Annotated in this window: 23 protein-coding genes; 11 read left to right on the forward strand and 12 right to left on the reverse strand. The window is 73.7% G+C overall.

Going from position 1 to position 20,216, the window contains the following annotated elements; genetic code table 11:
• The first annotated feature begins 133 nt into the window (after positions 1 to 133).
• From trpS to DFJ68_RS12705, 6 genes are all read left to right on the forward strand, one after another.
• Positions 134 to 1,255, forward strand: a complete 1,122-nt coding sequence (trpS, locus tag DFJ68_RS12680; protein WP_121033728.1) for a tryptophan--tRNA ligase — start codon at positions 134 to 136, stop codon at positions 1,253 to 1,255.
• A 130-nt stretch (positions 1,256 to 1,385) separates the two neighbouring features.
• The gene (gene acs, locus DFJ68_RS12685) at positions 1,386 to 3,368 is read left to right on the forward strand and encodes an acetate--CoA ligase (protein ID WP_121033730.1); all 1,983 of its coding nucleotides are present in this window, start codon (positions 1,386 to 1,388) and stop codon (positions 3,366 to 3,368) included.
• 78 nt (positions 3,369 to 3,446) lie between these two features.
• Positions 3,447 to 4,073: an NADPH-dependent FMN reductase gene (locus DFJ68_RS12690; RefSeq protein WP_245963632.1), complete on the forward strand. Its 627-nt coding sequence runs from the start codon at positions 3,447 to 3,449 to the stop codon at positions 4,071 to 4,073.
• Positions 4,074 to 4,251: 178 nt separating this feature from the next.
• Positions 4,252 to 4,773, forward strand: coding sequence for a phage holin family protein (locus DFJ68_RS12695; protein WP_121033734.1), 522 nt, complete (start codon positions 4,252 to 4,254; stop codon positions 4,771 to 4,773).
• A gap of 21 nt (positions 4,774 to 4,794) precedes the next feature.
• Complete coding sequence (locus DFJ68_RS12700; RefSeq protein ID WP_121033736.1) at positions 4,795 to 5,706, forward strand: alpha/beta fold hydrolase; 912 nt, start codon at positions 4,795 to 4,797, stop codon at positions 5,704 to 5,706.
• Positions 5,703 to 6,635 carry a serine hydrolase gene (locus DFJ68_RS12705; RefSeq protein WP_245963633.1) on the forward strand — a complete coding sequence of 311 codons (933 nt, stop codon included), beginning with the start codon at positions 5,703 to 5,705 and terminating at the stop codon, positions 6,633 to 6,635. Before DFJ68_RS12700 ends, DFJ68_RS12705 begins: the two co-directional genes overlap by 4 nt.
• Positions 6,636 to 6,942: 307 nt before the next feature.
• On the opposite strand, the gene DFJ68_RS12710 is transcribed toward DFJ68_RS12705, so the two are convergent.
• The 3 genes from DFJ68_RS12710 to nth are packed head-to-tail and all read right to left on the reverse strand — an operon-like array spanning position 6,943 to position 9,670.
• A complete protein-coding gene (locus tag DFJ68_RS12710) occupies positions 6,943 to 8,145 on the reverse strand; it encodes a MarP family serine protease (protein ID WP_121033738.1) in 1,203 nt (400 codons plus the stop codon).
• Complete coding sequence (locus tag DFJ68_RS12715; RefSeq protein ID WP_245963634.1) at positions 8,142 to 8,927, reverse strand: NUDIX hydrolase; 786 nt, start codon at positions 8,925 to 8,927, stop codon at positions 8,142 to 8,144. The genes DFJ68_RS12710 and DFJ68_RS12715 overlap by 4 nt, the downstream gene beginning before the upstream one ends.
• Positions 8,924 to 9,670: an endonuclease III gene (nth, locus tag DFJ68_RS12720; protein ID WP_420823672.1), complete on the reverse strand. Its 747-nt coding sequence runs from the start codon at positions 9,668 to 9,670 to the stop codon at positions 8,924 to 8,926. Before nth ends, DFJ68_RS12715 begins: the two co-directional genes overlap by 4 nt.
• Before the next feature lie 124 nt (positions 9,671 to 9,794).
• Here nth and DFJ68_RS12725 point away from each other — a divergent pair, with 124 nt between their 5' ends.
• Positions 9,795 to 10,472, forward strand: a complete 678-nt coding sequence (locus DFJ68_RS12725; protein ID WP_121033740.1) for a Crp/Fnr family transcriptional regulator — start codon at positions 9,795 to 9,797, stop codon at positions 10,470 to 10,472.
• 82 nt (positions 10,473 to 10,554) lie between these two features.
• Here DFJ68_RS12725 and DFJ68_RS12730 read toward each other — a convergent pair whose 3' ends face one another.
• The 3 genes from DFJ68_RS12730 to DFJ68_RS12740 all read right to left on the reverse strand — a co-directional run bounded on the left by DFJ68_RS12730 (position 10,555) and on the right by DFJ68_RS12740 (position 12,365).
• The gene (locus tag DFJ68_RS12730) at positions 10,555 to 11,499 is read right to left on the reverse strand and encodes a pentapeptide repeat-containing protein (protein WP_245963635.1); all 945 of its coding nucleotides are present in this window, start codon (positions 11,497 to 11,499) and stop codon (positions 10,555 to 10,557) included.
• 78 nt (positions 11,500 to 11,577) lie between these two features.
• On the reverse strand, positions 11,578 to 11,952 hold the full coding sequence (locus DFJ68_RS12735; protein ID WP_170165765.1) for a DUF202 domain-containing protein: 375 nt from the start codon (positions 11,950 to 11,952) through the stop codon (positions 11,578 to 11,580).
• The gene (locus DFJ68_RS12740; RefSeq protein WP_338067420.1) at positions 11,949 to 12,365 is read right to left on the reverse strand and encodes a YidH family protein; all 417 of its coding nucleotides are present in this window, start codon (positions 12,363 to 12,365) and stop codon (positions 11,949 to 11,951) included. Before DFJ68_RS12740 ends, DFJ68_RS12735 begins: the two co-directional genes overlap by 4 nt.
• An 85-nt stretch (positions 12,366 to 12,450) precedes the next feature.
• Here DFJ68_RS12740 and DFJ68_RS12745 point away from each other — a divergent pair, with 85 nt between their 5' ends.
• Entirely contained in the window at positions 12,451 to 13,749 is a 1,299-nt protein-coding gene (locus tag DFJ68_RS12745) for an alpha-amylase family glycosyl hydrolase (RefSeq protein WP_121033746.1), read from the forward strand.
• A 38-nt stretch (positions 13,750 to 13,787) separates the two neighbouring features.
• Here the strand turns inward: DFJ68_RS12745 and DFJ68_RS12750 are convergent, their stop codons facing one another.
• The 5 genes from DFJ68_RS12750 to DFJ68_RS12770 form a co-directional block, all read right to left on the reverse strand.
• Positions 13,788 to 14,168 carry a VOC family protein gene (locus DFJ68_RS12750; RefSeq protein WP_121033748.1) on the reverse strand — a complete coding sequence of 127 codons (381 nt, stop codon included), beginning with the start codon at positions 14,166 to 14,168 and terminating at the stop codon, positions 13,788 to 13,790.
• Positions 14,169 to 14,253: 85 nt separating this feature from the next.
• A complete protein-coding gene (locus tag DFJ68_RS12755) occupies positions 14,254 to 15,018 on the reverse strand; it encodes an MBL fold metallo-hydrolase (protein ID WP_121035351.1) in 765 nt (254 codons plus the stop codon).
• A 43-nt stretch (positions 15,019 to 15,061) separates the two neighbouring features.
• Positions 15,062 to 15,898, reverse strand: coding sequence for an NUDIX hydrolase (locus DFJ68_RS12760; RefSeq protein ID WP_121033750.1), 837 nt, complete (start codon positions 15,896 to 15,898; stop codon positions 15,062 to 15,064).
• Between the two features lie 24 nt (positions 15,899 to 15,922).
• Positions 15,923 to 16,396: a RidA family protein gene (locus DFJ68_RS12765; protein WP_121033752.1), complete on the reverse strand. Its 474-nt coding sequence runs from the start codon at positions 16,394 to 16,396 to the stop codon at positions 15,923 to 15,925.
• A 2-nt stretch (positions 16,397 to 16,398) separates the two neighbouring features.
• Entirely contained in the window at positions 16,399 to 16,554 is a 156-nt protein-coding gene (locus DFJ68_RS12770; protein WP_121033754.1) for a Sp36 family protein, read from the reverse strand.
• Between the two features lie 53 nt (positions 16,555 to 16,607).
• Here DFJ68_RS12770 and DFJ68_RS12775 point away from each other — a divergent pair, with 53 nt between their 5' ends.
• Genes DFJ68_RS12775 through bagB form a run of 3 tightly spaced genes read left to right on the forward strand, consistent with a single transcriptional unit; the run spans position 16,608 to position 19,565 of the window.
• Positions 16,608 to 17,384, forward strand: coding sequence for an alpha/beta hydrolase family protein (locus tag DFJ68_RS12775; RefSeq protein WP_211333359.1), 777 nt, complete (start codon positions 16,608 to 16,610; stop codon positions 17,382 to 17,384).
• A gap of 40 nt (positions 17,385 to 17,424) precedes the next feature.
• Positions 17,425 to 18,411, forward strand: coding sequence for an ATPase BagA (bagA, locus tag DFJ68_RS12780; RefSeq protein ID WP_121033759.1), 987 nt, complete (start codon positions 17,425 to 17,427; stop codon positions 18,409 to 18,411).
• Positions 18,408 to 19,565, forward strand: a complete 1,158-nt coding sequence (gene bagB / locus DFJ68_RS12785) for an ArsA family ATPase (protein ID WP_121033761.1) — start codon at positions 18,408 to 18,410, stop codon at positions 19,563 to 19,565. Before bagA ends, bagB begins: the two co-directional genes overlap by 4 nt.
• A gap of 169 nt (positions 19,566 to 19,734) precedes the next feature.
• Here bagB and DFJ68_RS12790 read toward each other — a convergent pair whose 3' ends face one another.
• Positions 19,735 to 20,013: a WhiB family transcriptional regulator gene (locus DFJ68_RS12790; protein WP_276330703.1), complete on the reverse strand. Its 279-nt coding sequence runs from the start codon at positions 20,011 to 20,013 to the stop codon at positions 19,735 to 19,737.
• Positions 20,014 to 20,216 lie beyond the last annotated feature (203 nt).

Raw genomic sequence — 20,216 nt, forward strand, 5'->3', positions numbered from 1 at the left:
GTGGTGGCCGCCCGACTGAGGCGGCCCTCGTCGACGTGCCCGTCGACACCCACACACCCACCAGAGCCGCCTGCGGGCGGCTCTCGTCATCTCCGGCGACGACCCGTGCGCGGGCACGACCGCAGGAGACGACATGACCACCACGCACCCCACCACCTCTCACCCCGTCACCGCCGACGAGCGCACCCTCGACCGCACCCTCGACGCCGCCGTCGAACGCAGCCGGCTGCTCGACCGCCTCATCGACGAGCAGGCCGCCGCCCAGCCCGAGCGCTTCCGCGTGCTGACCGGCGACCGGCCGACCGGCCCGCTGCACGTCGGCCACCTCCTCGCCAGCCTGCGCAACCGGGTTCGCCTGCAGCAGAGGGGGGTCGAGACGTTCGTCGTCATCGCCGACTACCAGGTCGTCACCGACCGCGACGCCGTCGGTGACATCGGGGAGAACGTGCACGGGCTCGTGCTCGACTACCTCGCCGCCGGCCTCGACCCCGATCGCACCACGATCTTCACCCACAGCGCGGTGCCGGCCCTGGGCCAGCTCGTGCTGCCGTTCCTCTCGCTCGTCACGGACGGCGAGCTGCGTCGCAACCCGACGGTCAAGGACGAGCTGGCGCTGTCGGGAGGCCGGCCCCTCAGCGGCCTGCTGCTCACCTACCCCGTGCACCAGGCCGCCGACATCCTCTTCTGCCACGGCCGCGTCGTCCCCGTCGGCCGCGACCAGCTGCCCCACCTCGAGCTGACCCGGCAGCTCGCCCGCCGCTTCAACGCGCGCTACGCCGGTGGCCAACCGGTGTTCGCCGAGCCCGAGGCGCTGCTCTCGGACGTCCCGCTGCTGCTCGGCACCGACGGCACGAAGATGTCCAAGAGCAGGGGCAACACGATCAACCTGCGCGACACGGCGGACGAGACGGCCGACCGCATCCGCGCCGCCCGCACCGACGGCGAGCGCCGCATCACCTACGAGCCGGTTCGCCGTCCCGAGGTCGCCAACCTGCTGCGCCTCGCCGGGCTCTTCACCGGCGAGAGCCCGCAGACCGTCGCCGAGCGGGTCGGCGACTCCGGAGCCGCCGGGCTCAAGAGGGTCGTCACCGAGGCGGTCAACGACGGCCTCGCCGGGCACCGGGCGCGCCGTCGGCAGCTGGCCGGCGACCCGGCATCCGTCACCGCGGTGCTGCACGAGGGCAACCGGCGCGCCAACGAGGTCGCCGAGCGCACCCTCGCGACTGTGCGCGCCGTCATGGGCATGGCGTACTGACCCCCCGACCACCGCCGACCACCCGTGAGCACGCGCGACCCTCGCCGACCTCACCCCCGACCCCGTGGCGCGGGCGGACGGGCCAGAATGGCGACGACAACGCTTCAGAGACGATGCGAGAGGTGGACCCGTGAGCGACCAGACGCACGACCAGCAGGGCGAGAGCCGCACCTTCCCGCCCGACCCCGACTTCGCGGCCTCCGCGAACGGGACGGCCGACCTGTTCGACGCCGCCGAGGCCGACCACGAGGGGTTCTGGGCCGAGCAGGCCCGCACGTACCTCACGTGGAGCACGCCCTTCACCCAGAACCTCGACTGGAGCAACCCGCCCTTCGCGACGTGGTTCGCCGACGGCGAGCTCAACGCGTGCGTCAACGCGGTCGACCGCCACGTCGAGGCCGGGCGCGGCGACAAGGTCGCGATCCACTTCGTCGGCGAGCCCGAGGGCGACAGCCGCGACATCACGTACGCCGAGCTGCACGAGCAGGTGCAGCGGGCGGCCAACGCGCTGGCCGACCTCGGCATCGGCAAGGGCGACACCGTCGCCATCTACCTGCCGATGATCCCCGAGGCCGCCGTCGCGATGCTCGCCTGCGCCCGGCTCGGGGCGCCGCACTCCGTCGTCTTCGGCGGGTTCTCGGCCGACGCGCTGCACTCTCGCATCGAGGACGCCAAGGCCAAGGTCGTCATCACCGCCGACGGCGGCTACCGGCGTGGCAAGCCGTCGGCGCTCAAGCCCGCCGTCGACGCCGCGCTCGACCACGACGAGACCTCCGTCACCGACGTGCTCGTCGTGCGCCGCACCGGCGAGGACACCGCGTGGAACGACCGCGACACGTGGTGGCACGAGGCGCTCGAGAGGGCCGCGCCGACCCACGAGGCGCAGCCCGTCGAGGCCGAGCACCCGCTGTTCATCCTCTACACCTCGGGCACGACGGGGAAGCCCAAGGGCATCTTCCACTCGACCGGCGGCTACCTCACCCAGGCCGCGTACACGAACGCGATCGTGCACGACGTGCACCGCGACACCGACGTGTACTGGTGCACCGCCGACATCGGCTGGGTCACCGGCCACTCCTACATCGTCTACGGGCCGATGACGAACGGCGTCACCCAGGTGATGTACGAGGGCACGCCCGACACACCCGACCAGGGCCGCTGGTGGCAGATCGTGCAGGACCACAGGGTGACGATCCTCTACACCGCGCCCACGGCGGTGCGCACCTTCATGAAGTGGGGCGCCGAGATCCCCGCCCGCTACGACCTGTCGTCGCTGCGCCTGCTCGGGTCGGTCGGCGAGCCGATCAACCCCGAGGCGTGGCTCTGGTACCGCCGCACCATCGGCGGCGACCGCACCCCGGTCGTCGACACGTGGTGGCAGACAGAGACCGGCGCCATCATGATCAGCCCGCTGCCGGGCGTCACGACGCTCGAGCCCGGCTCGGCCCAGCGGCCCATCCCCGGCATCAGCGCCGAGATCCTCGACGACGAGGGCAAGCCGTTCACGACGCCCGAGCAGGTCGGCTACCTCGTGCTGACCAAGCCGTGGCCGTCGATGCTGCGCGGCATCTGGGGCGACCCCGAGCGGTACAAGGAGACGTACTGGTCGCGGTTCGGGCCCGAGTACTACTTCGCCGGTGACGGCGCCAAGTACGACGCCGACGGCAACATCTGGCTGCTCGGCCGCGTCGACGACGTCATGAACGTCTCGGGCCACCGGCTCTCGACGGCCGAGATCGAGTCGGCCCTCGTCTCCCACCCCAAGGTCGCCGAGGCCGCGGTCGTCGGCGCGTCCGACGAGACGACGGGCCAGGCGGTCTGTGCCTTCGTCATCCTCCGCCAGGAGGCCGTCGCCGAGGCCGACGAGCCCGGCGAGGGCGAGGCCCTCGTGCAGGAGCTGCGCAACCACGTGGCCAAGCAGATCGGCCCGATCGCCAAGCCGCGCCAGATCCTCGTCGTGGCCGAGCTGCCCAAGACCCGCTCGGGCAAGATCATGCGCCGCCTGCTCAAGGACGTCGCCGAGGGCCGCGAGGTCGGTGACGTCACCACCCTCGCCGACAGCTCGGTGATGGACCTCATCAAGAAGGGCATGGACGCCCCGGCCTCCGACTGACCGACCCCCGTCGGGTGGGCGCCCCGTCCTCGGTGGCGGGGCGCCCACCCGAGCACCGGACGTGAGACGAACCACACCGTGGATGCCGCTCGGCCCGGAATGCGCGTGGGCCGGCATCCGTTCGGCACCGTCGTGAAGCAGCTACGAGTCGTCGTCTCCAGCACCCGTCCCGGCCGCATCGGCCCGAAGGTGGCCCAGTGGGTCGCCGAGCGGGCTCCCGGAGCCGAGTGGGAGGTCGAGCTCGTCGACCTCACGAGTTTGCCGTTCCTCGACGAGGACGACATGCCCCGCAACGGCAACTACGCCAAGCCGCACACGAAGCGGTGGGCCCGCGAGGTCTTCGAGGCCGACGCCGTCGTCGTCGTGACGCCGCAGTACAACCGCAGCTTCCCGGCCCCGATCAAGAACGCCGTCGACTACCTCTTCGCCGAGTGGCACGCCAAGCCCGTCGCCCTCGTCGGCTACGGCTGGACCGGCGCCTCGGAGGCCACCGCAGACCTCGCCCGCGTGTTCGGCCACGTCAAGGCCCACGTCGTGGGCGAGGTCGGCCTGACCTTCACGAAGGACCTGTCGCCCGAGGGCGAGATGCACCTCACCGACGAGCGCCGCGACGAGACCGACGCCCTGCTGCGCCGTCTCGGGGTGGCCGCCGACGAGGCTGCCGACGGTGTCGAGGACGGGGTCGCCGAGGTGACCGTCGGCTGACTCCACCCCGTCGCACCCCGGCCCACCGGGGCACTGCCGGGGTTCCCGGGTCGCGCGGTCCGACGCGACCCGGGAACGGGCACAGTAGGGTTGCACCGGCGACCGCAGCGGCGGTCGCGCACCCGGCCGTCGTCGCGGCCATCCAGGGCAGACACCGTCATCGTGAGGACGTGAGCAAGTGAGCAGCGAGCCGCAGCAGGACCGCACGCTGGGACAACTCGTGGCCTCGGCCACGGAGGACGTCTCGACGCTGGTCCGCGGCGAGATCGCGCTGGCCAAGGCCGAGATCGGGGCGCAGGTCAAGAAGGCCGGCATCGGCGGCGTCTTCCTCGCCGCGGCGGCCGTCGTCCTCTTCTACAGCGTCTACTTCCTCTTCACGACGATCGCCGAGGCGCTGCAGGCCCTCGGGCTGCCGCGCTGGCTCTCGTTCCTCATCGTCTTCGTCGTCATGCTCCTCGTGGCCGGGGTCTTCGCCCTCATCGGCGTGCGCAAGATGAAGACGGTCGAGCCCAAGCCGGAGAAGACGATCGAGAACGCGGAGCGCACCGTCGACGGCCTCAAGGCCGCCGTGGCCAACCCCGGCAGCGCCCGCCCGGCCCCGCGCCCGACGTTCGCCGACCGCCCGCTGGGCTCCCCGGCATCCGGTGCCTCGACGCCCGCGACCTCGCCGGTCACGACGTCGTCCACCCGCGACGCCTGACCCCGCCCCGGACCGCTCGTCATGTCGGTGGACGCCTCCGTCGTCAACGTCGACGGACCCTGGGAGCACCGCTTCGTCGCGGCCAACGGCGCACGCTTCCACGTCGCCGAGATGGGCGACGGGCCGCTCGTGCTCATGCTGCACGGCTTCCCGCAGTTCTGGTACGCCTGGCGCCACCAGATGCGCGCCCTCGCCGCGGCGGGGTACCGGGTGGCCGCGATGGACCTGCGCGGGTTCGGCGGCTCCGACAAGCCGCCGCGCGGCTACGACACGTACACGGCGACCCTCGACGCCGCCAGCGTCATCCGTGCGCTCGGTGAGAAGGACGCCGTCGTCATGGGCCAGGGGCTCGGCGGCTGGATCGCCTGGTGCATGCCGGTGCTGCGCCCCGACGTGACCCGCGCGATCGCCTCCCTGTCGATGGCGCACCCGCGCGTCATGCGGCACGCGACGTGGACGAACGGCGCGCAGCGTGAGGCGTCGCGCTGGATCGTCGGGCTGCAGAAGCCCTTCGTGCCCGAGCGTGAGATGGCCCGGTCGCACGGCTACGTCGCCGGGCTGCTGCACGAATGGTCCTCCCCCTTCGGGCAGTTCCCGACGAAGGAGGACATCGCGCGCTACGGCGACGGGATGATGATCCCGTTCGTCGCGCACTCCGCCGCGGAGCACTACCGCTGGCTGGGGCGCTCGTCGGTGCGACCCGACGGGCCGATGTTCATGCGGCGCATCAAGCACGCGGTGCGCGTGCCGGTGCTGCAGCTGCAGGGCACAGACGACCGCTGCGTGCTGCCCGAGGCGACGTACGGCTCCGGCGCCTGGGTGCCGGGCGACTACCACCACGTCAAGGTGCCGGGGGCGGGGCACTTCCTCACCGAGGAGGCGCCCGAGGCCGTCGACGCCGCCCTGCTCGACTGGCTGCGGACCCTGCCGTGAGCGGCCTCGTGCTCCCCGACGCGGGCGGCGTGACGTGGTCGGTTCTCGTGCAGACCGACGAGGGGATGCCGGTGGGCGCGGTCGGTGCCGAGTCCGCCCTGCGCACCGCTTCCGTCGGCAAGGTGCTGCTGCTGCTCGAGACCGCCCGCGCCGTGACCGAGGGCGAGGTGAGCGGCGACGAGCTGCTGACCCGCACCGTCGACGAGTGGGTGGCCGACTCCGGGCTGTGGCACACGATGGCGGTCGAGTCGCTGCCCGTGACCGACGTCGCCGCGCTCGTCGGGGCGGTGAGCGACAACCTCGCCACGAACGTCCTGCTGCGCCGCATCGGTCTCGACGCCGTGGCGCGCCGGGCCGTCGTGCTCGGGCTGCGCGCGACGGCGCTGCACGACCGCGTGCGCGACGTGCGCACCACCGAGCACGCCGCCACGTTGTCGACCGGGTCGGCGGCCGAGCTGGCCGGGCTCATGGCCCGCGTCGCCGCCGGCACCGCGGTGTCGCCGGCCGCCGACGCCCTCGTGCGGCAGTGGCTCTCGGCCAACGTCGACCTGTCGATGGTCGGCTCGGTGCTCGTCGAGCAGGCCGGCGTCGACCCGATCGCCCACTCGGTGGTGCTGGCCCGGCAGGCCGCGGCCGACTCGTCGGTGGCCGGTCACGCGCCCGGGCTCGTGCTGTGGAACAAGACCGGCACCGACGACGGCGTGCGGGCCGACGTCGGCGCCGTCACCCGCCACGGGCGCACGGTCACCTGGGCGGCCATCGCGAACTGGAGCGTCGCCGGCGGCCGGGGCGCCGACCGCGTCGAGGCCGGGCCGGCGTTCGACGCCGCGGGCGCGGCCGGGATGTCGCGCGCCGACCTCACGACGTGGGCGGTGCTGCGGGGCATGCGCCAGGTCGGCGAGCTCGTCCTCGACACCGTCACCGCCTGACCCCCCGTCGAAAGGCCAAATAGAGGGTGCCGAAAGGTCAACCGGGCCGGACGACGACGCTGAGTCGCCGCGCATGCCGGATGCCGGATGCCGGATGGCGGATGGCGGCGTCTCGAGGCGCCCACCCCAGCGGTCGGCGCCGGGCTCGCGGGACGTGGAGCGGGAGGACGACGAGCCGCTCACGTCGGCACCGGCATCCGATCGGCCCCCGATCAGCACTCGACGGCCCGAGCGCCCACCCGACGAAGTGACCCTTCGGTGGCCTCTATTTGGCCTTTCGACGGGGTGGTCCCCCGGGGGAAGGGGGTCAGCCGGAGACGCAGGCTCCGGTCGAGACCTCCTGCGACGCCGAGGCGGCGGCCTGCAGCACCGGCTCGGCCTCGTCGAGCGTCAGGGCGTAGCCGGTGCGGTCGTCGTCGAGCGACTTGGCGAAGACGACCCCGACGACGCGCCCGTCGGTGTCGAGCAGCGGACCGCCGGAGTTGCCCGGCCGCACCGTCGTGTTGAGCGAGTAGATCTCGCGCACCACCTGCTCGGCGGAGTAGATGTCGAGCCCACGCGCGTCGAGCACCGACCGCACCCGGGCCGAGACGACCGTGTACGGACCGTCGAGCGGGTAGCCGGGCACGACGGCTGTGTCGCCGCGACCGAGCTCGGTGCCGAGCTGCAGCGCCGGGGCGTCGAAGTCGTCGACGCGCAGCACGGCGAGGTCACGCTCGGGGTCGTAGAGCACGACCTCGGCGGGGACGATCTGCCCGTCACCCTCGACCCGCAGGCGGCTCGCACCGGCGACGACGTGCGCGTTGGTCACGATGCGGCCGGGGCTGAGCACCCAGCCCGTGCCCTCCGAGCCCCGCTGGCACGAGGCGGATGCCGTCGTCACCTTGACGATGGAGCGGGCCGCGGACTGCACCCCGCTCGTGCGGGTCGCGCCGGGGTCGGGGTCGGGCACGGGCGTGATCGGCTCGGGCGCGAGGCCCTCGAAGACCTGCGGGAACCCCTGGCTCGAAAGGAAGCCACGGACGCCGGCGAACACCGACCCGGCATCGGTCGGGGCCACCGAGTCGACCGCGCGCAGCACTCGCGACTCGCTCACGGCCCGCGACAGCGTCGGGTTCCCCGCCGAGCGCAGGGTGCTGCCGATGAAGCCGGCGACGAGCGCGGCGACGACGGTCACGACGACGGCCCCGAGCACCGAGTCGACCCGACGCAGCGGCGAGCGCGCGAGCCGGTTGCGGATCGAGGCCCCGGCCAGCCCGCCGAGGAACTGCCCCAGCCAGCCGACCAGCACGACGCCGACCACGACCGCGAGGACACGCCAGCGCGGGTCGTCGGCGACGGCATCCCATCTCGCCAGCACGTTCGGCAGCTGCCAGACGGCGATGAGGGCGCCGATGACGAAGCCGACGAGCGAGAAGACGCTGGCCACGAGGCCGCGGCGGTACCCCGAGACGGCGTACGCGAGCAGCAGCAGCACGAGGACGAGGTCGAGCCACCCGGAGCCGGTCACGAACGGGGCCCCTGCAGGTAGCGCTCGGGGATCTCGCGCTCGACGGAGGAGTCCCACTCACGGCTCTGCCCGCCGAGGTCGAGGACCCGGCTGACGAGGCCCGCGGTGAAGCCCCAGAGCAGCAGGTCGTCGAGGTCGAAGGCAGGGCCGACGAAGCCGCTCGGGTGGGTGACGGTGAAGCGGGTGGCCGGGTCGAGCAGGTGCGAGACCGGCACCGACATCACGTCGTGCACCTCGTACGGGTCGCGTACCGACATCGGCGACGGCTGCGCCCACCAGCCCAGGACCGGCGTGACGACGAAGCCGGAGGGGGGCAGGAAGAGCGCCGGCAGCACCCCGAGCACGTCGACGCCCGCGGGGTCGAGACCGGTCTCCTCTTGCGCCTCGCGCAGCGCCGTGCCGACGACGCCGTCGTCGGAGGGCTCGGCCGCGCCGCCGGGAAAGGCGATCTGGGCGGGGTGGGAGCGCATGTCGTGAGAACGCTCGAGGAGCACGAGGTGCTCCCCCGGTACCTGTGAATCGGCAGGCGGCGGCCCGAAGAGGATGAGCACGGACGACTGCCGGCCGCCCTCCTCGGGCGGGAGGAAGCGCGAGAACCGCTCCGGCTCGAGGTCGGGCAGACGTGCCGCGAGGTCGGTCAGCCAGGTCGGCGGGGCGACTCCGGCCGGGCCGGGCGTGATGGCGCCGTGCGCCCCCGAGTAGGTGATCGGGCTGCCCGCCGACCCCCGCCCGGCCGCTGCGGGCGGGTTGGCCTCGCCGGGCGCGTCGGGCGCGTCGGTCACCGGGGAGCCAGCTCGTACTTGAGCAGCTTCGCCGCCTTGTCGGGGTCGGTCTCGCCGACGCCGTAGCTGGGGCACCACTGCGTCACCGGGCAGGCGCCGCACGCCGGGCGCTTGGCGTGACAGGTCCGCCGCCCGTGGAAGACGAGGACGTGGCTGAGCATGGTCCAGTCGCTCCGCGGGAACATCGAGCCCACCTCGTGCTCGACCTTGACGGGGTCCTCCTCCGTCGTCCAGCCGAAGCGGCGCACGAGCCGCCCGAAATGCGTGTCGACGGTGATGCCGGGCACGCCGAACGCGTTGCCGAGCACGACGTTGGCCGTCTTGCGACCCACGCCCGGCAGCGTCACGAGGTCGGCCAGCCGGCCCGGCACCTCGCCGTCGAAGCGCTCGACGAGCGCTGCCCCCAGCTTGATCAGGGCGTCGCTCTTCGCGCGGTAGAACCCGGTCGGCTGGATCATCGTCTCGAGCTCGGTGCGGTCGGCACCGGCGTAGTCGGATGCCGTGGGGTACCTCGCGAAGAGCAGCGGGGTCACCTTGTTCACCCCGACGTCGGTCGTCTGGGCCGACAGGATCGTGGCGACGAGCAGCTCGAGCGGGGTGGTGAAGTCGAGCTCGCAGTGCGCGTACGGGTAGCGCTCGTGCAGGGCCCGGTAGGTCTTGCGCGCCCGGCGCACCGTCGAGACGTCCTTCTTCGGCGGCGGTTCGGGGGCCTTGGCGCGCTGACGTGGTGGCACGGACGTCACTGTATGACGGGGCACCGACACGCCCCGCACGCCCGTCGAGCCCCGGCTCCGCCCATCGCCCGCCCCTCGTGGCCCGCGGCCGGGCCGCCGACGACCGCCGGGTGTGACGTGGCACACTGACCCCGTGGATCTCGACGTGGTGAGGCGAGCGCCTCTCTTCCAGGCCCTCGACGACGAGGCGGCCGCCGCCCTGCAGTCGGAGATGAGCCGTACCCACCTCGAGCGGGCCGACGTCCTGTTCCGTGAGGGTGACCAGGGCGACACGCTCTACGTCATCGCCGAGGGCAAGATCAAGCTCGGCCGCACGAGCCCCGACGGCCGCGAGAACCTCGTGGCCATCCTCGGCCCCGGCGAGATGTTCGGCGAGCTGAGCCTGTTCGACCCGGGCCCGCGCACGATGACCGCGACCGCGGTGGCCGAGACGCAGCTGCTCGGGCTGCGCAACGACTCCCTCACCCCGTTGCTGACCGGCCGGCCGGAGGTGTCCAAGGCCCTCCTCGGCGCCCTCGCCCAGCGGCTGCGCCGCACCAACGCGCACCTCGCCGACCTCGTCTTCACCGACGTGCCCGGCCGCGTGGCCAAGGCGCTGCTAGAGCTGTCCGAGCGGTTCGGCCGCCCGGTCGAGGGCGGGCTCATGGTCTCGCACGACCTCACGCAGGAGGAGCTCGCCCAGCTCGTCGGCGCCTCCCGCGAGACGGTGAACAAGGCCCTCGCCGACTTCGCCACCCGCGGCTGGCTGCGCCTCGAGAACCGTGCCGTGCTGCTGCAGGACGTCGAGCGCCTCACGCGCCGCGCCCGCTGAGCCACGCCCGCACACCGGCCCACTCCACCCGCCGGGCTCCCCCGCCGGCCGGCCGATCCCTGTCCCGCTCCGGCGTCCGCCCTCAGGACCGCGTCGTCGGCGCGGTGCGAGCCACCCAGTGGCGCGGCCGCTCGAACCCGTCCGGCAGCCGCGTCCGGTCGTCGCCGCGGGCGCTGTTGACCTGCATCTGCGTGAGGTAGATCGCCGTCGCGAGGTCCGCCCCGCCCAGGTCGGCGTCGCGCAGGTCGACCCCCAGCACGTCGCAGCGCCGCAACGTCGCGCCCCTGAGGTCGGCGGCGATGGCGAGGCTGCCGCGCAGGGTGAGCCCGTCGAGGTCGGCGCCGGCCAGCCGCGCCCCTGACAGGTCGCTGCCCGGCCCGACGGTGACGCCCGACACCCGCGCCCCACCACGCGAACCGCGCGGCCCCCGAGGCCCCTGCGACTCCCGGCCACCGCGTCCGCCCCGGCGACCCGGGCGTCCGCCCCGGACCGACCTCGCGACCTCGCTCGCCTCGACGAGCAGGTCCCGGGCGGCGGCGTACTCGGCGTCGACGTCGAGGGCCGCGAGCGCGGCCGGCTCGCCGTCGCTGAGTCGGCGCACCCGCTCGAAGGACGCGGCCCACGGGGCGGGGTCGCGGGCCGCCGCCACCATCGTGATCGCCTCGTCGAGGTACCAGAGCAGCTCGTGCAGCCGCCGCACGACGGGAAAGACCGCGAACATGGCCTCCCGCGTGGCCGGGTCGTCGCGCCACGACCGTCCACCGAAGGTGCGCTGCGACACCTTCTGGCCGGCGCCGAAGCAGTCGAAGACCGTGCAGCCCTTGTAGCCGACCTCGCGCAGCCGCCCGTGCGCGACGCAGCCGTCGTCGGCGTCGAGGTTGACGCACGGCTCCCCCGCTGGCTTGTCGACGGGGAAGTCGGCCGTCCGGGCGAACGCGAGGGCGACGCAGCACAGCCCGAAGCACCGGGCGCAGTCGGCGCCGAGGTCCTCGCGGCGACCCAGCTCGATGCGTGTGCGTGCGACCACTGTGCCCACGCTAGTCGCGGCGCCGCGGCGCCGCGGCGCCGCGGCGTCGCGGCGCCGACCCCGCCTGCCGCCCGAGGGCTACCGACCGCCCGTCGTGACGACGAAGGCCGCCCCACCGACGGCGAGCAGCAGCGCCGCCACCGCGGTGCACGTGATGAGCGTGCCGCCGGCCGCGAGGCGCCGGTGGTCGCGCACGAGCGAGTCGTGCGAGCGGCGGTAGCGCGCCACCGCGGTCGCCCACCCGGCCGCCGAGAGCACGAGCGCCCCCAGCGCCACGGGTACGACCGGGGCCCGGTCGACGGCCGCGAGCAGCCGCACGCACAGCGCACTGCCGATGACGAGCGAGAGGCACGTGCGCTGCCACGCGAGCAGCGTGCGCTCGAGCTGCAGACCGGGGTCGAAGGGCGAGGATGCCGGTGAGCCGGCGTCAGGGGTCCCCGCGCCCCCGCTCACAGCAGCAGGCCTATGACGAGCAGCACCGCGGCGAGGACGAGCCCGACCGCGAGCAGGGCCCCGAACGACGGCCCGCGCAGCACCTGCCCCCTGCGCAGCGCCCGCTCCGTGCGCGCCCAGCCCACCCAGCCCTGGACTGCGGCGGCCACCCCCATGGCGACGAAGAGCAGCGCCACGGCCATCCGCAGGCCGGGCGTGATGGGCGCCGAGACCGCCTCCAGGGCCACGCCGGCGGCGACGAGCGCGAGAGCCGTGCGCACCCAGGCGAGGAAGGTGCGCTCGTTGGCGAGGCTGAAGCGCGGGTCAGGCTCGGAGCCGCCCTCGTACACGAACCGCGGAAAGCGCTGCGGCACAACGTCGTCGGGGCGCAGAGGCATCGGCTCAGGCTCGTGCTGCGGGTCGACCTCGGTCACGACCCCACCCTAGGGTCGCCGCAGTCACAGTGACGGCCCGGCACGCGCGGCCCGCCCGACCCACGCCTGCGCCTACGGTGGGTGGATGCAGTGGACCGAGCACGTCATCTGGTGGCACGTCTACCCGCTCGGCTTCGTCGGCGCCGACACGACGGGTGACGACCGCTCGCCGCAGCCACGACTGCGCCGCCTCGTCCCCTGGCTCGACCACCTGCTCGCGCTCGGTGCCAACGGCCTCGCCCTTGGCCCGGTCTTCGCCTCCCAGACGCACGGCTACGACACGACCGACCACCTCGCGGTCGACCTACGTCTGGGGTCGACCGACGACCTCGTGCACCTCCTCGACGAGGCGCACCGGCGCGGCATCCGGGTCATGCTCGACGGCGTCTTCAACCACGTGGGGCGCGGGCACCCCCTCGTGGAGGCCGCGCTCGCCGACCCCAACGGGGCGGAGGCGGCGATGCTCGCCCGCGACGACGCGGGCGAGCTGGGGGTCTTCGAGGGCCACGGCGGCCTCGTCGCCCTCGACCACGCGAACCCGGCCGTCGCGGACCTCGTGACCGACGTCATGACGCACTGGCTCGACCTCGGCGTCGACGCCTGGCGGCTCGACGCGGCCTACACGGTGCCGACGTCGTTCTGGGCCCGGGTGCTGCCGCGGGTCCGCGAGCGCCACCCGGAGGCCTACGTCGTCGGCGAGGTGCTGCACGGCGACTACGCCACGGTCGTGCGCGAGAGCGGCATGGACAGCGTGACGCAGTACGAGCTGTGGCAGGGGGTCTGGCACGCGCTGCAGGAGGTCAACCTCTTCGAGCTCGACTGGGCTCTGCAGCGGCACAACGGTTTTCTCGACTCCTTCGTGCCGTACACCTTCGTGGGCAACCACGACGTGACCCGCATCGCGTCGCAGGTCGACGACGAGCGCCACCACCCCCACGCCCTCGTCCTGTTGTTCCTCCTCGGCGGCACGCCGTCGGTCTACCACGGCGACGAGGTGGGCCTGCGCGCCGTCAAGGAGGAGCGGTTCGGCGGCGACGACGCCATCCGCCCCGCCTACCCCGAGACGGTGTCCGAGCTGGTCGACCACCTCGACGACGAGCAGGCGGCGACCCTCGCGCTGCACCAGCAGCTCATCGGGCTGCGGCGACGCCACCCGTGGCTGCACCGGGCGCGCAGCAGCACGCTCGCGGTCGCCAACGCGAGCCTCGTGCTCGAGGTGGCGGCCGAGGGCGGGCGCCTGCTCGTGGCCCTCAACCTCTCCGACGACGAGCTGGCGCTGCCGACCGGGTGGCAGGCGCTGGCCGGGCGTGACGAGCAGCGTCGCGGGGACGCCCTCGCCGTGGGGCCGCACGGCTGGGTCGTGGCCGAGCCGACGTCACCCTGAGCCGGATGCTAGGGCCGCCCGCGGGCGCGCCGGGACCCTCACATCTGCGCCCAGTTCGCCCGCGTAGTGAGGCAGAAGGGGTGGCCGGCGGGGCTGAGAAGGACCAGCCAGGTGTCCCCGGGCTGGTGGTCGGGGCGGGTGGCACCGAGCCCGACCGCGCGCTCGGCGGCCTCGTCGAGGTCGCCGTCGACCGAGAGGTCGAGGTGGAACTGCTTCGAGCCGTCGGGGTCGGGCCACGCGGGCGGCGCGTACCCGTCGACGCGGCCGAACCCGAGGCGGCGCCCGTCGGCCTTGACGAGGCCGTAGCTCTCGTCGGCGTGGACGAGCTCGGCGTCGAGCAGCTCGGACCAGAACCGGGCCTCGGCCTGCGGGTCGTCGCAGTCGAGGGTGGTCATCTCGAGGACGGGGGTGCTGCTCATGGCGTCTCCTTCGCACAAGTGACGGACGGCGGTCGACCCATCGTGCTCCGGTGATGCCTCGACGCGCTAGAACGAATCCGACGCCCTACGTTGGCTGTTCGTGCTCGCGGAGGTAGTCGAGCTGGGCCCGCACCGACAGCTCCGCGGCCGGCCACACCGACCGCGCGACGTCGGCGTAGACCGTCTCGACGACCTCACGGGCGGTCGCCGCGCCGGACTCGACCGCCGCGCGCACCTGGTCGAGCCGCTCGACCCGGTGCCGCAGGTAGAACGCGACGGTGGCCGCCGCGTCGGCGACGACCGGTCCGTGGCCGGGCAGCAGGCGGGTGACGTCGCCCGCGCCCGTCAGCCGCTCGATGCGGGCGAGCGACTCGAGGTACTGCTCGAGCACGCCGTCGGGCCACGCGACCACCGTCGTCCCGCGACCCAGCACGGTGTCACCGGTGAGCAGGGTGGTCTCGGCGGGCAGGACGAACGAGTACGAGTCGCTCGTGTGGCCGGGGGTGGCGACGGCGACGAGCTCGAGCCCGCCGACCTCGATGTGCTCTCCCGGACGCACGTCGTCGTGACCGCGCCCGAAGGCCCGCACGGGCGCCCCCGTCAGCTCGTGCCAGCGGTCGGCGCTCTCGGCGTGGTCGTCGTGACCGTGCGTCAGCAACGTCAGCGCCACCCGGCGACCGGTCGCCTGCACGCGCGCGAGCACCGCTGCGAGGTGGCCCTCGTCGAGCGGACCGGGGTCCACGACGACGGCCTCGTCGCCGCCGGGCTCACCGAGCACCCACGTGTTGGTCCCGTCGAGGGTCATCGGCGAGGGGTTGGGGCAGAGCACGCACTCCGCCCGTTCGCTCACGGCGCCACCACGCCAGGTCGGGTCGACCTCCGCGCCCTGCACCTCAGCCGCCCACCTCGACGAGCTCCATGGCCGGCCCGTCGGGGGTGTCGACGACCTCGGGCAGCAGCAGCGGCACCCGGTCGCTGTGCTCGACGAACGCCGCCGCCGAGGCGGCGTCGCGCACCGACTCGACGCTGACGACCGTCGGGGGCAGCATCGAGACCTCACCGGCGGCCCACGCCTCGAGCAGGGCACCCGGCGCGAACCACGCCGCGTGGTCGGCCTCGCTCGTGTCGCCGTCGGCCTCCTGGTGACCGGGCATGACGGCCGCGAAGAACCACGTGTCGTAGCGCCGCGGCTCGAACACCGGCGTGAGCCAGTGCGCCTTGACGACGACGAGATCGCTTCTCAGCACGAGGTGCTCGTCGAGCAGCACCCGCGACAGCGACGTGCGGTGCGCCGCGAGGTCGTCGCGCAGGGCCCGCCACCGCGGGCCCGAGACGTCGGCGAGCCCGCCCGTGGGGTCCGGGCCGGCGAGCAGCACGCCGCACTCCTCGAACACCTCGCGCACGGCGGCGACGACGGCCATCCGGGCGACGTCCTCGGCACAGCCCATCCGCCGCGCCCACTCCGCAGGGCTCGGCCCTGCCCACGGCAGGTCGGGCTCGGCGTCGGCGGCGTCGACGCCACCGCCCGGGAAGACGAGGGTGCTCGGGGCGAACGCCATCTTCGCCACCCGGCGCAGCAGGAACACCTCGACACCCTGCGCCCCGTCGCGCACGAGCATGACGGTGCTGGCCGGGCGGGGCACGGCTTCGTCCCACCGCTCGCCGCGGAGCCAACGGGTGGCGGTGTCGGCCACCCCCGGCGCGGTCGCGAGGGGGAACAGGCGTGCCACGTCAGCCCACCGGCATCCGGTCGCTCAGGCCGAGACCGTGAGCAGCGAGACGACGACCTCGACCTCGACGGGGGCGTCGAGCGGCAGGGACGCGACGCCGACCGCGGAGCGGGCGTGCACCCCCCGGTCACCGAAGGCCGTGGCGAGCAGCTCGCTCGCCCCGTTGACGACCGCCGGCATGCCGGTGAAGGACGGGTCGACGGCCACGAAGCCGACGACCTTGACGACCCGCAGCACGGTGTCGAGGTCACCGACCTCGGCCTTGATGGCGGCGATGGCGTTGAGGGCGCAGGTCTGGGCCAGCTCGGCGCCCTGCTCGGGCGAGACCTCGGCGCCGACCTTGCCGGTCGCGGCGAGGGTGCCGTCGACCATCGGCAGCTGGCCCGAGGTGTAGACGATGTTGCCGTCACGCACGGCCGGCACGTAGGCGGCGAGCGGCGGCACGACGTCGGGCACGGTGAGCCCCAGCGCCGACAGGCGCTCCTCGACGAGCGACACGGTCAGCCCTTGGGGCGCTTGAAGTACGCCACGAGGCTCGAGCCGTCGGGGCCGTTGACGATCTGCACGAGCTCCCACCCGTCGGCCCCGAAGTTGTCGAGGATCGCCTTCGTGTTGTGGATGAGCAGGGGGGCGGTCAGGTACTCCCACGTCGTCATGCGGCTCACCCTACCCACCGGCCGCGCGGGCGGTCGGTGGCAGCATGGCGGCCATGACGGCCGCCCCGACCCCGCGTCCCTACGGCGACGACCCGGCGCAGGTGTACGACGTGCTCACCCCGCCCGACGGCGTCACGCATCGCCACCACACCGTCGTCGTCGTGCACGGCGGCTTCTGGCGCGCGTCGTACGACCGCGCCCACGCGGTGCCCGAGGCGCAGGCCTTCGCCGACGCCGGCTACGACGTCGCCCTCGTCGAGTACCGACGGGCCGGGATGCCGGGTGGCGGGGTCCCCGGCACCCTCGACGACGTGCGCGCCGTCGTCACCGCCGTGGCCGCGGACGAGGCCGTCGCCGACCGCCTCGTCCTCGTCGGCCACTCGGCCGGCGGCCACCTCGCGACGTGGGCGGCGGGGCAGGACTGGGTCACCGCGCTGCCCGGGGCCACGGTCGTCGGTGTCGTCTCGCTCGCCGGGGTCGTCGACCTGCGCCTGGCCGACCGGCTCGGCCTCGGCGACGGCGCCGCCCGGGCCTTCGTCGGTGACCCCGACACACGCCCCGACGCGTGGGCCCTCGCCGACCCGGTGACGACGCTGCCGCCCCGGGTGCCGGTCCGGCTCGTCAGTGGCTCGGCCGACGAGACGGTCCCGACCGCGGTCAGCGAGAGCTACCTCGCGCTCGCCCGGGCCGCCGGCGCGGGCGAGGGTGGCCACCCGCCCGTCGACCTCGAGGTCGTCGACGGCGCCGACCACATGCCGCTCGTCGAGCCCGAGCACCCCGCCTTCGCCCGGGTGCTCGCCGCGGTGGCCGCGCTGGCACCCGGCGACTGACCGGCATCCGGCCCGTCGGCCGCCCGTCTAGGGTGTGGGGATGGACCCCCGGCTGCACATCGTCACGGGCAAGGGCGGCACGGGCAAGACCACGGTGGCGGCCGCTCTCGCCATCGCCCTCGCCGGCCGCGACCGGCGCGTGCTGCTCGCCGAGGTCGAGGAACGGCAGGGCATCAGCCAGGTCTTCGAGGTCCCGCCGCTCGGGTCCGAGGAGACGCGGGTGGCCCGCACCGCGGCCGGCGGCGAGATCATCGGCCTGTCGGTCGAGCCGAAGAAGGCGCTGCTCGAGTACCTCCAGCTGTTCTACAAGCTCGGCCGGGCCGGCAAGATCCTCGAGAAGTTCGGGGCCGTCGACTTCGCCACCACCATCGCGCCCGGGGTGCGCGACGTGCTGCTCATCGGCCGCGTCTACGAGGCGAACCGCCGCCGCGCCGACGGCAAGCACAAGGGCGAGGCGCCGCCGGCCTTCGACTCGCTCGTGCTCGACGCGCCACCGACGGGGCGCATCGGGCGGTTCCTGTCGGTCAACAACGAGGTCGCGGGGCTGGCCAAGGTCGGGCCCATCCACTCGCAGTCCGAGTCCATCACCCGGTTGCTCGAGAGCGAGACCACCGTCGTCCACTTCGTCACGCTGCTCGAGGAGATGCCCGTGCAGGAGACCCTCGAGGCCGTCGACGAGCTGCGGGCAAAGAACCTGCGGCCCGGCTCGGTCATCGTCAACATGGTGCGCGAGCCCGAGCTCGACGACACCGCGCTCGAGCAGGCCCGCGCCGGCCGGCTGCACAAGCCCTCGATCAGCGCCCAGCTCACCGAGGCCGGGGTGACGGTGACCCCCGAGCTGCTCGACGGGCTGCTCGACGAGGCCCGCGACCACGCCCACCGCGTCGACCTCGAACGGGAGCAGCTGGCCCTGCTCGAGGCGAGCGGCCTGCCGGTCGTCGTGCTGCCGGCGCTGCCGGGGGGCGTCGACTCCGGCTCGGTGCGCGAGCTCGCGGCGTTCCTGCAGGAGCAGGGGCTGGGCGCATGAAGACCCCGCTGCTCGACGTCGACACCCTCATCGACGACCCCGGGGTCGGCATCCTCGTCTGCTGCGGCGCGGGCGGCGTCGGCAAGACGACGACCGCGGCCGCCATCGGGCTGCGGGCCGCCGAGGCCGGCCGCCACGTCGTCGTGCTCACCATCGACCCGGCCCTTCGCCTCGCGCAGTCGCTCGGCCTGACCGAGCTCGACAACACGCCCCGCCCGGTGCACGGCATCGACGAGACCAACGGCGGCAGCCTGCACGCGATGATGCTCGACATGAAGCGGACCTTCGACGAGGTCGTCATCGCCCACTCCGAGCCCGACAAGGCCGAGCAGATCCTCGCCAACCCCTTCTACCAAGCGGTGAGCAGCTCGTTCGCCGGCACGCAGGAGTACATGGCGATGGAGAAGCTCGGCCAGCTCAAGGCCGCGTCGGGCACCCCCGAGGCGCCGTGGGACCTCATCGTCGTCGACACGCCCCCGTCGCGCTCGGCCCTCGACTTCCTCGACGCCCCGAACCGGCTCGGCAGCTTCCTCGACGGGCGCTTCATCCGGCTCATGACGGCGCCGGCCAAGGTCAGCGGGCGCGCCGGCCTCAAGGTGTTCGGCTTCGGGGTGCAGCTCGTCAGCTCGACGATGACGAAGATCCTCGGCGGCCAGATGCTGCAGGACCTCGAGACGTTCGTCAGCGCGCTCGAGACGATGTTCGGCGGGTTCCGCGAGCGCGCCGACCAGACGTACCGCCTTCTCTCGCAGCAGGGCACGTCGTTCATCGTCGTCGCCGCCCCCGAGCGTGACGCGCTGCGCGAGGCGTCCTTCTTCGTCGACCGTCTCGAGGCCGACGGGATGCCGCTCGCCGGGCTCGTCGTCAACCGCGTCGGTCACGTCACGGCCTCCGGGCTCACCCCCGCGCGGGCCCTCTCGCTCGCGGAGACCCTCGAGGAGTCGGGCGGTCCGAAGTCGGCGACGAACGCCGCCGGCGTGCTGCGCCTGCACGCGGCGCTCGTCAAGACGGCCGAGCGGCAGCGGGCGCTCGCCGAGCGCTTCTCCCGCGCGCACCCCGGCATCCCCGTCGTGCAGGTACCCGCGCTCTCGCGCGACGTGCACGACCTCGACAACCTGCGTGAGGTCGGCGACGCCCTCACCGGCGCCGCCTGACCCCCACCCCCCGACCGTGCGTCGGGAAGTGGCCTCTCGACGGTGAAGAGGTGGGCCGGGACGCACGAGCGGGGCCCCGCCCGGTCGGACGTGGCCCCGCTGGTGTCACCGTGTCGCTGGCGGGCTCCCCCCGGAGCCCGTGCCCGACGCGTCGGCGGCAGGTGCCGCGTCAGCCTCGCGCCATGTTCGCCTGCAGCACCGACTTCCACGACGTGATGTCGGGACGCTTGCGGAGCAGGGCCCGGCGCTCGCGCTCGGTCATGCCTCCCCAGACCCCGAACTCCGTGCGGTTGTCGAGCGCCTCGGCGAGGCACTGCGCGAGCACGGGGCAGTGCTTGCACACGGCCTTCGCGTCGTGCTGTGCCTTGCCCCGGACGAACAGCGCGTCGGGGTCCTGGCTCGTGCAGCTGGCCTTGGTGGCCCACTCGTCGACCCAGGCGTCAGCCATGGCAGTACTCATCGTGATTCCCCTCCCCTGTGTCTCGGCGCCCCCACGACGCCGAGCGTGTCCGGACGTGCGCGTCTGATCGACGCTCCGGACGTGGACCCCCCTGGCCCGAGATGAAACATTACGGCCGCATGACAATGGGCGACATAGCCCCTTGGGACCATTTTGCGACCGGTTTCAACTACCTAGTGACTAGTCACTTG

The organism is Terracoccus luteus (genome assembly GCF_003635045.1).
Classification (GTDB): domain Bacteria; phylum Actinomycetota; class Actinomycetes; order Actinomycetales; family Dermatophilaceae; genus Terracoccus; species Terracoccus luteus.